The sequence below is a fragment of the Blautia sp. XA-2221 genome (assembly GCF_028767025.1).
Taxonomy (GTDB): Bacteria; Bacillota; Clostridia; order Lachnospirales; family Lachnospiraceae; genus Blautia_A.
The window spans coordinates 170308-184809 of record NZ_JAJQXX010000001.1 but is presented as its reverse complement, the minus strand read 5'-3'; the positions used below and the strand labels follow the sequence as shown (position 1 = coordinate 184809).

Annotated in this window: 11 protein-coding genes and 1 riboswitch; of the genes, 2 read left to right on the top strand and 9 right to left on the bottom strand. The window is 42.3% G+C overall.

The features are described from left to right. Nucleotides 1-79: 79 nt before the first annotated feature. The 7 genes from LU279_RS00875 to LU279_RS00845 all read right to left on the bottom strand — a co-directional run bounded on the left by LU279_RS00875 (nt 80) and on the right by LU279_RS00845 (nt 7817). A complete protein-coding gene (locus LU279_RS00875; protein WP_274420108.1) occupies nt 80-2422 on the bottom strand; it encodes a glycoside hydrolase family 65 protein in 2343 nt (780 codons plus the stop codon). Between the two features lie 95 nt (nt 2423-2517). Further along, a complete protein-coding gene (locus LU279_RS00870) occupies nt 2518-2790 on the bottom strand; it encodes a hypothetical protein (RefSeq protein ID WP_274420106.1) in 273 nt (90 codons plus the stop codon). Beyond that, nucleotides 2780-3211: an RDD family protein gene (locus tag LU279_RS00865; RefSeq protein WP_274420104.1), complete on the bottom strand. Its 432-nt coding sequence runs from the start codon at nt 3209-3211 to the stop codon at nt 2780-2782. The genes LU279_RS00870 and LU279_RS00865 overlap by 11 nt, the downstream gene beginning before the upstream one ends. Before the next feature lie 137 nt (nt 3212-3348). After that, the gene (locus tag LU279_RS00860) at nt 3349-4365 is read right to left on the bottom strand and encodes a LacI family DNA-binding transcriptional regulator (RefSeq protein WP_274420103.1); all 1017 of its coding nucleotides are present in this window, start codon (nt 4363-4365) and stop codon (nt 3349-3351) included. 230 nt (nt 4366-4595) lie between these two features. Beyond that, nucleotides 4596-5771 (bottom strand): NAD(P)-dependent malic enzyme, encoded by a 1176-nt coding sequence (locus LU279_RS00855; protein WP_274420101.1) that lies wholly within the window; start codon nt 5769-5771, stop codon nt 4596-4598. 28 nt (nt 5772-5799) lie between these two features. Next, nucleotides 5800-6930, bottom strand: a complete 1131-nt coding sequence (locus LU279_RS00850; protein WP_274420099.1) for an Ldh family oxidoreductase — start codon at nt 6928-6930, stop codon at nt 5800-5802. 164 nt (nt 6931-7094) lie between these two features. Continuing rightward, complete coding sequence (locus tag LU279_RS00845; RefSeq protein ID WP_274420097.1) at nt 7095-7817, bottom strand: FadR/GntR family transcriptional regulator; 723 nt, start codon at nt 7815-7817, stop codon at nt 7095-7097. A gap of 180 nt (nt 7818-7997) precedes the next feature. Between LU279_RS00845 and LU279_RS00840 the strand changes: the two genes are divergently transcribed. Together LU279_RS00840 and LU279_RS00835 are read left to right on the top strand one after the other, a co-directional pair. Next, nucleotides 7998-9200, top strand: coding sequence for a MalY/PatB family protein (locus tag LU279_RS00840; RefSeq protein WP_274420095.1), 1203 nt, complete (start codon nt 7998-8000; stop codon nt 9198-9200). 14 nt (nt 9201-9214) lie between these two features. Then, nucleotides 9215-11104, top strand: a complete 1890-nt coding sequence (locus LU279_RS00835) for a hypothetical protein (RefSeq protein WP_274420094.1) — start codon at nt 9215-9217, stop codon at nt 11102-11104. Nucleotides 11105-11268: 164 nt separating this feature from the next. On the opposite strand, the gene LU279_RS00830 is transcribed toward LU279_RS00835, so the two are convergent. Together LU279_RS00830 and pcrA are read right to left on the bottom strand one after the other, a co-directional pair. Next, entirely contained in the window at nt 11269-11934 is a 666-nt protein-coding gene (locus LU279_RS00830) for an energy-coupled thiamine transporter ThiT (RefSeq protein ID WP_274420093.1), read from the bottom strand. A gap of 44 nt (nt 11935-11978) precedes the next feature. Then, nucleotides 11979-12084, bottom strand: a riboswitch (TPP riboswitch). 108 nt (nt 12085-12192) lie between these two features. Further along, entirely contained in the window at nt 12193-14421 is a 2229-nt protein-coding gene (gene pcrA, locus LU279_RS00825) for a DNA helicase PcrA (protein WP_274420091.1), read from the bottom strand. Nucleotides 14422-14502 lie beyond the last annotated feature (81 nt).

Sequence of the window (14502 nt, the reverse complement as noted above, 5' to 3'; positions counted from 1 at the left end):
ATAATTAATGTATCCTTTTCCCGAAAACGTTTTGGATTATTTTAAATATATACCAAAACGTTTTCGTTGTCAACATTATTTATATGAGTTCTCCATATTTCACATTTATTCCATCCAGAATTTGGTAATTATTACCATACACACTTAATTCTACAGCCTTTGTCTTTGTTTCATTGATAATTTCCAGTTTTTCTTTATCAATAACAACATGAAGTTTCTGTCCCTGCCAGTAAAAACAGAAATCCAGCTTCTTCCACTCGTCCGGAAGCAATGGACAAATACGGAGCTTTCCATGTAACATACGCACTCCGCCGAAGCCATAAAATACAGATTGCCAGATTCCCGCAAGGGATGCCGCATGGATACCTGCGTCAGAACTTTTCATATTTTCACCTGCATCAATACGAATTGCCTGCTGGAAAAGCTTGTATGCAAGAGCTTTATCCTTCATATCATTAGCCAAAATAACATGTGTTGAAAGTGACAGTGATGAATCATGTGTGGTCTTCGGTTCATAATAATCCCAGTTTGCCTTTTTTACATCCAGACTGAACAGATCTTCCATCAAAAGAAACAGGATCATAATATCAGCCTGTTTGGAAACCTGCATATGGCATACCTGCTCTAAATTATAATCTCTGAACAGGCTTCCTACTTCTCCGCTTTCTTTATATTTTGTAAGATCAATTGTCGGATAAGTTAAATATTTTCTGTCCTGAGCCACCACAAGATCTTCTTCTCTTGGCTGAGGAAGATAAATCAGAGGACGGCGTTCTTCCCAGACACGATAAGACTCATCAAGTTCCATCTTCTCATTTAATTCAGCAAATTTCTCTGGTTTCTTTTCCTTTAATTCATGATAGTACTCCATGGCAATTCCAAGGTTCCAGTGAGCCATGTAGTTAGTAAATGCATTATCGTCTGCATGTTCTTTATATTCATCCGGTCCAACTACATCATTAATATGGAATAATCCATCTTCCTCGCTCCATTCCAGACGTGATGCCCAGAACTTTGCTGTGTCCATAAGAAGCTCATAGCCACAGTGATCCATATATTCCTGATCGCCAGTAACCATATAATACTGCCATACACCATAAGCAACATCTGCTGTAATGTGCTGCTCAATAAATCCCGACCATATTTTTGTGGGAAGCCCTGTAATAATGTCTGCTGCCCCCCACACAGGTGTCACTTCGCCATCATCCAGCCATGCAGATTCCCAGGGGAACTGCGCTCCATGATAATTGTTATCTGCTGCTTTTTTATGTGCACCGGGAAGTGATAAATAGCGATATTCTTCCAGAGAACGGGCTACTTTTGGATCTGTAAAGGTAAAATACGGAAGCGCAAATATATCTGTATCCCAGAATGTATGACCTTTATATCCCTCTCCACTAAGACCCTTGGCACCTATATTCATTCGATTATCATGTCGTGGTGTCATCACATACAGATGATACTGAGCAAATCTGACAGCCAGCTGATCTAAGGGGTTTTCTGATTCAATAAGAATTGGAGTTTTTTTCCATACAACCTCTTCCCACTCTTTTGCACTGTCTGATGCTATTTTTCTGTATCCCAGCTGTGATACTCTCTTTATGTCTTCAAGTGCTTTCTGCTGAATAGATTTTATATCCATTCCTTCACATTCTTTATCACGTGAAGTAAAGACATTGCTGATTTTTTCAATAACAAGTTCTCTGCCAGCCTCTAATTCCAACTCATATTCACAGAATATCTTTCTTCGATCCATGACAATATGATGTTTTACCTCTGCAGATTTGTCTTCAATTTTAAAATCAACACCTGTAGTAAACACAAAATCCAATTCGGTCTGTGTTGTGGTCTGGCAGCACTGCATATAGGTATTTTCATAAAAACGTTTATCGCCTTCAGAAAAATGCTGCGCTCCACTGTTTGTCACACTTCCATCAATACCAGTTTCAAGTTTCAGACTTACTTTATTGTTTACAGGTCTGACAGTTATTCTCTGAGCAAGTGTATGCAGCTCCTTCATGGATACAACACGCTCAAACAGAAATTCTATTTCATCCCCCTTCGGAGATACCCATATTACCTTTCTTGACAGTTCTCCGGTACGAATATTAAGCTGTCTGTAATAATCTTTCACAACGCCCAGTTCCAGAGAAAACCTGCAGCCATTGAATTCCATATCCATTGCAGTCATATCTGCTGCGTTTGGAAGTTCAGTTACCTCATTTTCATCAAATTTATTAAAAGTTCCCGCAACAAAAAAATCTCTTTTTTCTCCAAAATAGTGTTCTTCTGTTGCACTTCTCAGTCCCATATAGCCATTGCCCTGGCACATAATGGATTCACATTTTCCCAGATACCTGCTGTTAAATTCTTTTTCCCCAAGAATCCAGTCTTTTGCTTTTGAATAGTCCATACATGTCATAATTAGTCAGTCCTCCATAATTTTCCAAAACGTTTTCGTTATTGTCTAAAAGAAAGAGTCTGCCCTTACAGACTCCTGTTTTGCCATATCCATTTTTAATGATAGAAAAAATAATTTGATATCAATGCCAGTATAATAAACCCAACAATATCAAATCCCACCAACAAGATTACCGGTACATCCATTAGAAAAAACAGTATATCTGTTAGCAGAACTGCCGGAATATAAAGTTTAACACTTCCTGAAAAATCATTGGTATTTCTCTTTATTCTGGCGCATATATAAGCGATCACGCCAACCACTGCCAGCAACAGTAAAAGTACAGCCGGATTCATAACTGCCAAAAGAGAGTTCTCGTTAATTTTCATTTTTCCCCTCCTCTGTCTGCCATACAAATACTACTTTTGTATTTCCTACCAGATCATGCAGGGCTCTGCCATCTTTTCTGATAACCATCATCACTATGCTGATCACTCCTAAAACAGCGCCTGCATAGGGGACCAGATACAGACTCTTGGTCAGTTCACGAAGTCCCATATAAAAAATTGTCGGTTTTTCTCCACTGATGTCTACCACACGAAGTTTTCCGAAGAACTTCCCTGCTGTCTTTCCCCAATATTCTGTTAAAAGCGTTCCATACACGGCAAACAAAAGTTTAAACAAAAGGTCTGCCTGACCTGTAGATATATGGAATACTCCCATCATTATAAACTGAATCGGAACAAGGATTATGATAAAATCCACAGCTCCGCATAATATGCGCAGTAAAGTATTGCTGATTTTTTTCAATTAATCCTCCTTTTAGATTTTACCAAAACGTTTTCGTTTTTATTAATATAACATCTATTTTTTCTTTTGTAAACTGTAAAAAAGTGCTGAATTTCTATATGGAATTTCAGCACTTTTGCCCATTTACTATTTAATCATTATTTTATTAAGCTTGTTGTTTCTCTTATGATCAATTCATGAGGAAGAACTATCTTATGATCTACCTGATGCCCCTGGATCATCTGATAAACCGCTTTGCCTGCCGCATACCCAATTTCATTCGGATTCTGACGGACTGTAGAGAGGCCTCTGTAGACATACTTTGCCACCGGAATATCATCAAATCCAATAATGGAAATATCTGTCGGCACTTCCTTTCCCATTTTATGTACAGCTCTTATTGCCCCAAGCGCCATCACATCACTGGCACAAAAAATTGCTGTGATCTCCGGATATTTATTCAATAAATCCAGTACCTCATTGTATGCCTTTACTTCTGAAAAATCGCCATATCGTACATAATCATTCGGCATTAAAAGATCATGATCGATCATAGCGCCTTTATATCCTGCATAGCGCCGAATACTGACATCTGCAACCTTACTTCCGTTCAGCATGGCAATATGACGGTGTCCCTGTGAAATCAGATAATTAACTGCCTCCTGAGAAGCTGCAATATTATCTATAGTCACTGTACATTTCATTTTTCCTGTTGTTTCCATATCTACTACTGCACATGGAATATCGCTCTTCAACATTTCTTCATAAAAAGGATCATTCGTCCGAAGTCCTGTCACAACAATCCCACTTAAATTATTTCTTTTACATAACTGACGAAAGCTTTTCATTTTCTGATGTTCACTTTCCGTGATCATCAAAACAAATTCACAATCATACTCCGAACATGCCTCATACACTCCACACATATTGCCATGAACAAAGCCGTTCTCATCAGTGCTGGCAAGATCTGAGAGCAAAAGCCCTATGGTAATTGTTTCTTTGCTGCCCAGCGCCCGCGCATTTGCGTCCGGGGCATATTCCAGCCGTTCTACAATCTCCAGTATTTTTGCTCTTGTTTTGGCGCTCACGTCCGAATAGCCGTTTAACGCACGTGAAACAGTGGTAATCGATACTCCTGCCTCTTTCGCCACATCTCTGATATTTACTTTTTTCATCTCTTCAATCTGGTATATATACCTTTTCTCCTCCCGGAAAATATCCTTTTTATGTATAATTGACTAAATTATAGCATTAGATTTTATAATTTTCAATAGAATGTCAGACTTGTTTCATAGTTTATCGTGAACCTTGCACTCCCGGTTTCCTGTCCCTTTTTCTGCATAAAAAACCGCCCTCCACTCCGGGAATCCCAAAATGGAAGACGGCATCACTGTTATGCTGACTATCAGATTCTTGCCACGCCTGTTTTTCTTGCTGCCTCCGCAACTGCCTTTGCAACTGCAGGTCCCACTCTCTTGTCAAAAGCCTTCGGGATAATATAATCCGGTGAAAGCTCCTCTTCAGAAATAAGATCTGCCAGCGCCTCAGAGGCTGCAATCTTCATCTCATCATTGATATCCTTTGCTCTTACGTCAAAAGCGCCGCGGAACACGCCCGGGAAAGCAAGAACGTTATTGATCTGATTCGGAAAATCACTTCTTCCTGTAGATACCACTTTGGCGCCTCCTGCCTTGGCATCATCCGGGAAGATCTCAGGTGTAGGATTTGCGCAGGCAAAAATAATCGCATCCTCTGCCATTGTTTTTACCATTTCTGTTGTCACAGCGCCCGGGGCGGAAACACCGATGAACACATCTGCTCCCACGAGAATTTCAGCAAGAGAACCTGATTTTTTATCCAGATTTGTTACCTTGCTCATTTCTTCCTTGACTGCATTCATTCCCTCTGCGCGGCCTTCATAAATAGCACCTTTTCTGTCACACAGGGTAATATTTTTAAATCCGGCTTTCAGAAGCAGTCTTGCAATGGAAATTGCCGCAGCTCCTGCACCGTTCATAACCACACGAACGTCTTCTTTTTTCTTTCCAACCACTTTCAGAGCATTGGTAAGACCTGCCAATGTGATGATAGCTGTTCCATGCTGATCATCATGGAAAATCGGAATATCACATTTTTCTTTCAGTTTCTTTTCAATCTCAAAGCATCTCGGAGCAGAGATATCCTCCAGATTTACGCCTCCAAATGAACCTGAGATCAGATAAATGGTATTCACAATCTCGTCTACATCATGGCTTTTAATACACAGTGGAAAAGCATCTACATCGCCAAATGCCTTGAAAAGAACACATTTTCCTTCCATAACCGGCATTCCTGCCTCCGGTCCTATATCTCCCAGACCAAGAACTGCAGAACCATCTGTAACAACAAGACACATATTCCATCTTCTTGTAAGATCATAGGATTTGTCCACATCCTTCTGGATTTCCAGACATGGCTGTGCGACACCCGGTGTATAAGCCAGAGACAGATCGTCTTTTGTCTCTACCGGAACAGTTGTCACAACCTCGATCTTACCTTTCCATTCTCCGTGTAATCTCAGTGATTCTTTTGCGTAATCCATTTTTATATCCTCCTTAAGGGATTGTTTTTTAATAATTTCCTGTAAAGAACCTGCTGTCTTTTGGAAGCTGATAATCTTTAAAATATCTGTTAAAATCAAGCTTCAGATATCCGCAGAGATTTGCAAGCTCCACCATGGTATTGTCATTAACCGGAATCCCGTTTTCTCTTCTTTCTCTTTCTGCAAAAACCTCTTTTTCACCATGAGTGTAAATGCGGTCTTTTCCCTCTGCCTTTGGACTTTCTCTCAATGCTTCCAGATAGTCTGACAAATGTTTCCGAATTGCTTCCGGATCTCCGAATGCAGCCGGATCGATTGCCATAAATCCATGACAGATTCCCGTCTTATCCGGGAACGTGCAGCAACGGTCTGAAGTTACTCCTAAAGAAAGAATAGAACTGAACAGCTCACAGAGCATTCCATAACCATATCCTTTATGGCTGCCTGTTACCTCTTCATTTCCTCCAAGCGGCATGATTCCACCACCTTTTTTTGCAACGATATTCGCAAGAACATCTGGTGCATCTGTGCTTGCATGACCGTCTTTATCCAAAGCCCAGCCCTGTGGAAGCGGTTTTTCCATTTTATTGTACATTTCCAGCTTTCCTCTGGTCACTACTGTGGTAGAACAGTCAAAGAAAAACGGATACGGATCTGCAGGCATTGCCACTGCAATAGGATTGGAACCGAGCATTGCCTTTTTGCCAAACGTAGGCACCATAATGGCTTCAGAGTTTGTACATGCCATACCGATCAACCCCTGATCACAGGCCATTTTTGCATAATAACCGGCAATGCCAAAATGATTGGATTCCCGGACACTGACAATACCAATCCCGGTTTTCTTCGCCTTTTCGATTGCTTTTTTCATTGCAAAAACGCTGACCAGCTGTCCCATTCCATTGTGGCCGTCAACTACAGCAGAAATCGGAGTTTCAAATACGATCTCAGGTTTTGCTTCCGGATGGATGGTACCTTTTTCAATGCCTTTATGATAACGGACCATTCTCTGCATTCCATGACTTTCAATGCCATAAAGATCTGCTGTCAAAAGCACATCTTTGATCTCTTCGCTTTCTTCTTTGCTGAATCCAAATGCCTTAAATACATCAATACAAAACTGATTTAATGTGTCATATGACCATTTTACATATCCCATAAAATTCCCTCCGTATTCCGGTAGTGCCAAACTCATTATTGGCTATACCAATTTGTATTTTTATTATATCATTGGTCATACCAGAGTACAAGAGAAAATCTTTTAAATTTTATACTGATACAGACAAAACCCTCACGCTTCACAAAGACAAAACTGCTGCCGTATCACCCCTGCTGTTTTTCCTTTTCTTCCAGCATTTCTGACATAAACTCCTCGACAGTCACCATATGCTCTGACATACAGCGCTCGGCTTCAGAAGTATCTCCGTTAATGATTGCTTCCACCAGTCTGTGATGCTGCTCGTCAACAACAGATGCCGACTGATTTTTGCGCATGATGTAATCTCTCGTTCCTGAGATAATACTTTCCGTCAGCTTATCTGCAGCAGCCAGAACACTGTATATCATAGGATTATCCGCAATTTTGGCAATCTTCTGATGAAGTTCCTTATCAAGTGTTCCCCGTGTCTTTTCATCTTCTGCCGCATCCAGTCTGGCAATCAGCATCCATAATTCTGCCGCATCCAAAGGTGTACATTTCTGTGCGGCCAAAATTGCATTTTCCCGTTCAAGAGCTGCGCGAAGCTGTTGATTCTGACGCACATAACTGTTATTAAGCTGAAAAAGGATAGACAGAGGACCAATCAGCCACGTATCCAGATCCTCTGTGATATAATTTCCGCCTCCCGGTACTGCGTTCAGAATTCCCAGAAGCTCCAGAGCTCTCAGGACCTCTCTCACAGCTGCCCTGGAAACGCCCATCGTTTCTGCCATAGTCCTTTCTGCCGGAAGCCCATCTCCTGCCTTCAGCCTGCCAGTCTGAATATTTTCTATGATCTGCTTCAATATTCCATCAAACGCCCGTTCTTCCCCAATTTTCTTAAACATACTTCTCCTTTATTCTTTTTCATTTAATATGTACTTTTACAGCTCTTTATCAGAAACTTTCGTACGCCTCTAAGTATATCATTCTGTACAATAAAAAGGCAAGTATTTAAACACATTCATTGACTTTTACCCAGCACATCCGTATACTTTTTTTATACTGAGATCAGGAGGTTTTTTACTATGAAATATGACTTTACTTCCATAACAGACCGGCACGGAAAGGATTCCATTGCCGTAGATGAGCTTACAGGTTCCGGGTTCTCTCCTGCCCCGCCAAAAGAAGGATTTGACGTGATTCCCATGTGGGTTGCAGACATGAATTTTCCCACTGTGCCCACTGTGCCGGAGGCTATCATAAGGCGAACACAGCATCCGTTTTACGGATATTTTTCACCCTCAGACGAATATTTTGACAAGATCATCCGCTGGCATAAAATACGCAATCATGTTACCGGTCTTACAAAAGACTGCATCGGCTACGAAAACAGTGTTCTTGGCGGTGTGATCTCCACACTTACCGCCTTTGCATCACCGGGCGATAAAATTCTTCTTCACAGTCCCACCTATATCGGTTTTACCAACAGTCTCAAAAACAATGGTTTTGATATTGTTCTCAGTCCTTTAATCCAGGATGAAAACGGTGTCTGGCGCATGGACTATGAAGACATGGACAGAAAGCTCAGAGAAAATAATATCCACGCTGCGATCTTATGCAGTCCCCACAATCCCTGCGGTCGCGTATGGGAACAGCAGGAACTGGAAAAAGCAATGGAAATTTACCGTGCCCATGACTGCATTGTGATTTCTGATGAAATCTGGTCCGATATCCTTCTGGACGGACATAAACATATTCCCACTCAATCAGTCAGTGAAGATGCCAAAAACCGCACTGTGGCGCTGTATGCTCCAAGCAAAACCTTTAACCTTGCAGGACTGGTGGGAAGCTACCATATTATTTATAACAAATATTTTCGGAACCGTGTTCAGTCAAAAGGAAGCAAGCCACATTATAATGAAATGAACCTTCTCTCCATGCATGCTCTTCTGGGCGCCTACGAACCGGAAGGCTACGAATGGGTAGATGAACTGTGTCAGGTTCTGTCAGAAAACATCAGCTTTGCCTGCAGCTTTATCCGGGAACATTTTCCGGAAATAAAAGTAACAAAGCCAGAGGGAACTTATATGCTGTTTCTGGACTGCAGTCAGTGGTGCCATTCCCGGCACAAAACACTGGACGAGCTTCTGAATGCCGGCTGGGAAGTAGGCGTTGCCTGGCAGGATGGTCGTCCCTTCCACGGTTCCTGCCATATCCGCATGAATCTCGCTCTGCCCCTTTCCCGGGTACAGGAAGCATTTGAACGCCTTGACCAATATGTATTTTAAGAGAGGAAGCTGATATGAAAAACTCTGATAACCAGTGGTCTCAGATTCGACTTTCCGAAACCGAAAAGAGAAAGCGTAATCCCACTTATCGGAACACCCGCAAGGCCCATACAAAAAATATGCTTTTTTTCTTTCCTGTATGGATCAGCATTATGATTCTATTTATTTTTGTAATCACAAATATAGAAAATCGTGTTCTGGCAGGCATTATCGGTCTTTTTATTGCGCTTTCTCCCATTATTGGCCTTGGAAGTGCCTGCAATCGCGCACTCCGCCTGTGGGTATGCCCTCACTGCGGGAAGGAGCTTCCCGTGCAGCATATTCAATACGTTTCCCTTCCTCAGTACACATCCCAGTGTCCTGAATGCGGATACATTCTGGAAGAAAAAAGTTCTTCCTATGCACCTTTTACACAGGAGTCCTGCGAAAAAAACATCAGGATCAATAAGAGAAGAAGGACTCCTGCTGCAGTCTTTGGTATTCTTCTGATCATTTGCTCTGTACTTATGCTGATAACCTGCTTTGTTTCTATTGGGGAAGATCCCGTATTCACAATCGTTCTGGGATTTTGCATTACTGCCATAATTATGGTTTCGGGAATTTTTCTTTTAATCCACCGTCCCCTGGAAACACATACAGAAGAAGAGCCATTCATATATGTGCGTACCTCCGTATCCAGACTGATCGCAGGAAGTTTTCTTCTGCTTTTGGGCGGGCTGCTTCTTTTTGTTTCCATAGCCTTTACTACCACAGAGCCTGTTCATATCTCCTGCTTTTTTATGTTGCTGATAGGACTTGGACTTTTTCTGTGGGGAATATGGTGTCTCCTGGCTTACCAGAACAAAAAGATTCTTCTTTTCCGCAGTGGTATCCTGGTCTGCACCATGCCATACGGCAGCCCCAGAGAATTTCATACGAGAACATTTACTTCAATAAAATACAGCGCTCTGAATCGCATTCAGGTTCAGGATGCCGCAGGAAACTGCCTGTTTTCTTTCCGACAGTCTCTGCCCGGTGGTTTACAGCTTACAGACTGGCTGGTAGAACACTGTAAAACAGTTTCTGTTACCAAAGCGGCTCAAAGTCTAAAGCTGCCCCAGCCAGCCGAAACATCCAGAGAGCCACTGGAATGGAAAGAACAAGATCGAACACCGATGCACGATCACCTAAAAACAATAAAAGCAGGATTGATCATTGTTTCTCTACTTGCCCTTGCAGGATCCATACTTCCGCTCCTTTTTATGAAAAAGTTCAATTTAACCTGCGCCGCATTGACTATGACTCTGCCTCTGCTCCTTCCGGTGATCTACTACCTGATTTTTTCCAGCGTCCTCTCCCTGGACGGTAAGCCAGGGCATGCCACTGCTGAATGGAAATCCATGCACATTTCCATGCCCGTTATTCCTCTGGGACTCCTGTTCATTTTTGTCATTCAGGTTATCCGCATTTTTGATAAAATAAGACTGACTGTAGCTGATTCCAACCGTTTTATTATCTGCTGGGTCGCTATTTCTGCCATTCTAATTATCATTACCGTAATGCGGACACCAAAGCGCCTGCGCGGAGAAGGTCTGTTTATATGGGGGATTTTTCTGTGCCTTCTGGCCTATTCACTTTCTTACAGTCTGAATGTTGCCACCTGTTCAAAAGCCGTGCATACCACTGCCGTAATCACTGACAGTTCTGTAAAAAATCCGGACAAAGACGACCCAGACTATTATCTGACTGTCAAACTATATGATAATACGGAAGTAAAAATTAGCGTGTCTGAAGACCTTTATGTAATGTATCAGGCAGGATATCCGATTTCTCTCTGCCAGAGAACAAGTTTTTTTGGGATACGCATGGTTACCCTTCATGCACCGCTGAATAAAGGAGCGCCTTCTTTTAATGACGAAAAATAACAGGCTATTACAGCCTGTAAAATCTTCTAAATGACAGCAATAATCTTCTGCTAAATCATCTGCAGCTTCTTCTTTGTATATCATTCTGTCAAAAAACAGGTTTTCCCTCAGCCTTAACCTAGGCTGAGAAAAAACCTGTTCGTCATTCTTAGAAATATATAAATTTATTCCACCGCTGCTTTTTTCACCTGAGCAAGCGCTCTGGCAACTGCCGGAATGGAAATGATGATAATGGTGATCACTCCTTCTGCCAGCAGAAAGCTGTAGTTATAAACGATCGGGTAAACTGCTTTCAGAGACTGCGGGAAATTTTCCGGCATATAGCTCATCCAGTAAAGATAACCGCCCAGCGCATGAAAAGCGCCTCGCGCTATCACTGCGGCAATGTAGCCTTTCACAAGACCGTGGCTGCTTTTTGCAAAAAATCCTGCGACTCCCAATGCAGCAAAAGCAAGAATATAATCACAGCATACCTGGAAAAATGAAAGAACATAAGGCTCCTGGATAAACTGTAAAATTCCATAAGCCAGGCCTACCATCACACCGGTTTTTGGGCCGTACCAGTTGGCAGTAAGCACGATAAAAAGCATACTGCACAGTGTTACGCTTCCGCCCCAGGGCATGTGAAAGATTTTCAGGTAAGATGTGATAAACGCAAGCGCAACCGCCATTGCGCAGAATACAAGCTGCTTGGCAGACATTTTTTTCTTTTCAGAGCTTTTTCCTGCAAAGAAAATCGCAAGGCCAAATAACAGCACTCCCGCAATAATGCACACAGCATATCCGGCTGTAGTAAGCCCGCCGTCTGCATTTACCATAAATTGAAACATAAAAAAACCTCCTTCATCTTCGATTGAAGACAAAGGAGATTTACATCTCGCATTCAGCGCATACCTACGTTGGCATTACCCAAATCAGGTTACGGGTCGAAGTTTACAACTTCCTCTCAGCCTGTGACACAAGCTCCCCTGTCGACAATCCATATGTAATAATCCCAGAAGCCATGATTCCGCAGCGTCCGGTCAGACTTCTGTAAGCAGTTCTATTATATACCTGCCTTTTATAAAAAGCAATGTATTTTACCTGTGTCAGATTTTTTTCAGCTTGGCAAAGCCTGCAAACATCTTTTTCGTTCCTGCCCTGTCAAAATCCACTGTAACCTCGTAATCTCTTCCGCCCTCTACAATGTCCTTTACGATTCCCACTCCAAATTTTACGTGACGCACAGTATCGCCCACTCCGTAATCAAGACTGTCTGCTTTTTTTACCTGAAAGCTTTTTGGCTGGAAAGCCTTTGCCTGAAATGCCATTTTCATCTGCATATAGCTGTTTTTCGCAGAAGTGGCTTCCGGAATCTTTGGCTTGTGTTCCTGAATGGTATGTCCCAGTTCTACCAGCTCCCGCGGAATTTCTCTTACAAATCTGGAAACACGATTGTACTGGGTTTCACCGCGTACCATTCGCTGCTGGGCGCTTGTAAGAGTCAGCTCCTTCATTGCTCTTGTGATGCCCACATAACACAGCCTTCTTTCCTCTTCCATATCCGACAGATCTGCAGAAAAAATACACATACTGCTTGGGAACATTCCATCCTCCATTCCCGCCAGATATACATAAGGAAATTCCAGGCCCTTAGCGCTGTGCAAAGTCATAAGAAGAACATAATCCTGATCCGGATCCACGGAATCAATATCTGCAACCAGAGCAATTTCCTCCAAAAATCCGGAAAGAGTCGCCTCTCTTCCCTCTGCTGCCATAGCCTCCTGATAGGACACGGTTTTTGATATCAGCTCGTCAATATTTTCAATCCTTGCTCTGGACTCTTCCGTATCCTCTTCTTTCAGCTCATCCACATATCCGGTAAGGTCAATGATCTCTTCCAGAAGTTCTTCCACTGTATATGCGGCTGCCTTGCTTTTTAATGACTGGATAAAAGTCACAAAACCGTCAATTTTTGACTGGGCTCTTCCAAGAGACGGAATTTCTTCCGATACTCGAAGGGCATCATAAAAACTGATCTGCATATGCTCTGCATACTCCTGAACACGTCCCACAGTGGTGGCTCCGATTCCCCGTTTCGGAACATTAAGAATCCGTCGTACCGCCAGATCATCGGAAGCATTGTCAATTGTTTTCATATAGGAAAGAAGATCCTTGATCTCCTTTCGGGCATAAAAGTTCACGCCGCCTACAATTTTATACGGAATATTTGCCAGAAGACATTTTTCCTCAAAAAGTCTGGACTGAGCGTTTGTTCTGTAAAGAATCGCGCAGTCACGGTAGCTGCATGTTCCTTCTCTTCTCCTGGAAGCAATATCTCCAATCACATACTCCGCTTCCTCAAATCCGTTCATAAACTGGCGAAAATGGATCTTTTCTCCCTCAGGATTCTCTGTCCACAGAGTTTTTGGCTTTCGCTCTGTATTATTTGTGATCACTTCATTTGCTGCGTTCAGGATATTCTGAGTTGAACGGTAATTCTGTTCCAGACGAATGACTTTTGCCTCCGGGAAAACCCGTTCAAATCCAAGAATGTTTCCAATATTTGCACCGCGGAATTTATAGATTGACTGATCGTCGTCACCTACAACACAGAGATTTTCATATCTGGATGCAAGAAGGCTTACAAATTTAAACTGGGCGGTATTGGTGTCCTGATACTCATCCACCATAATATAGCGGAACCGTTCCTGATAAGATTCCAGAATCTCACCGCAGTTCTGAAACAGTTCTACTGTTTTTACGATCAGATCATCAAAGTCAAAAGCATTGTTTCTTCTCAGGGAGATCTGATATTCCCGATAGATCTCAGCAACCTTTTTTTCATTAAAATCAGCTGCATTCATAAGCATCTCATCCGGTGTGATAAGCTCGTCCTTTGCATGAGATATCTGAGCAAGAAGAGAACGTTCTTTATATTTCTTAGTGTCCACGTTCAGCCTTCTGCACACATCTTTTATCAGAGTTTTCTGATCGTCCGTATCATAAATAGTAAAATTATTGTCGTATCCGATGCGTTCTGCATGTCTGCGAAGGATTCTCACACAGGTGGAATGAAAGGTAGACACCCACACGCTTCCCCCGTCCAGGCCTACGATCTTATCCACACGCTCTCTCATTTCCTGAGCCGCCTTGTTTGTAAAGGTGATGGCAAGAATATTCCAGGGATTTACTCCCTTTTCTGCGATCAGATAGGCGATCCTGTGAGTCAGTACCCTTGTTTTGCCTGAGCCTGCTCCTGCCAGGATCAGAAGAGGGCCTTCTGTATGGTAAACAGCCTCCTGCTGCATATTGTTCAACGATTCATATATACTCATATTTTCTCCCATATTCTGTCAGTTCATCATTTTTCCCTTCATGTTTCGGAATTTCGGCATATACATGCCAAAACATCCTGC

Bases quoted from the DNA above. Each gene is read 5' to 3' on its own strand.
- LU279_RS00875 (WP_274420108.1), bottom strand. From the start codon at position 2,422: ATGACATGTATGGACTATTCAAAAGCAAAAGACTGGATTCTTGGGGAA.
- LU279_RS00870 (WP_274420106.1), bottom strand. From the start codon at position 2,790: ATGAAAATTAACGAGAACTCTCTTTTGGCAGTTATGAATCCGGCTGTA.
- LU279_RS00860 (WP_274420103.1), bottom strand. From the start codon at position 4,365: ATGAAAAAAGTAAATATCAGAGATGTGGCGAAAGAGGCAGGAGTATCG.
- LU279_RS00855 (WP_274420101.1), bottom strand. From the start codon at position 5,771: ATGGATTACGCAAAAGAATCACTGAGATTACACGGAGAATGGAAAGGT.
- LU279_RS00850 (WP_274420099.1), bottom strand. From the start codon at position 6,930: ATGGGATATGTAAAATGGTCATATGACACATTAAATCAGTTTTGTATT.
- LU279_RS00845 (WP_274420097.1), bottom strand. From the start codon at position 7,817: ATGTTTAAGAAAATTGGGGAAGAACGGGCGTTTGATGGAATATTGAAG.
- LU279_RS00840 (WP_274420095.1), top strand. From the start codon at position 7,998: ATGAAATATGACTTTACTTCCATAACAGACCGGCACGGAAAGGATTCC.
- LU279_RS00835 (WP_274420094.1), top strand. From the start codon at position 9,215: ATGAAAAACTCTGATAACCAGTGGTCTCAGATTCGACTTTCCGAAACC.
- LU279_RS00830 (WP_274420093.1), bottom strand. From the start codon at position 11,934: ATGTTTCAATTTATGGTAAATGCAGACGGCGGGCTTACTACAGCCGGA.
- pcrA (WP_274420091.1), bottom strand. From the start codon at position 14,421: ATGAGTATATATGAATCGTTGAACAATATGCAGCAGGAGGCTGTTTAC.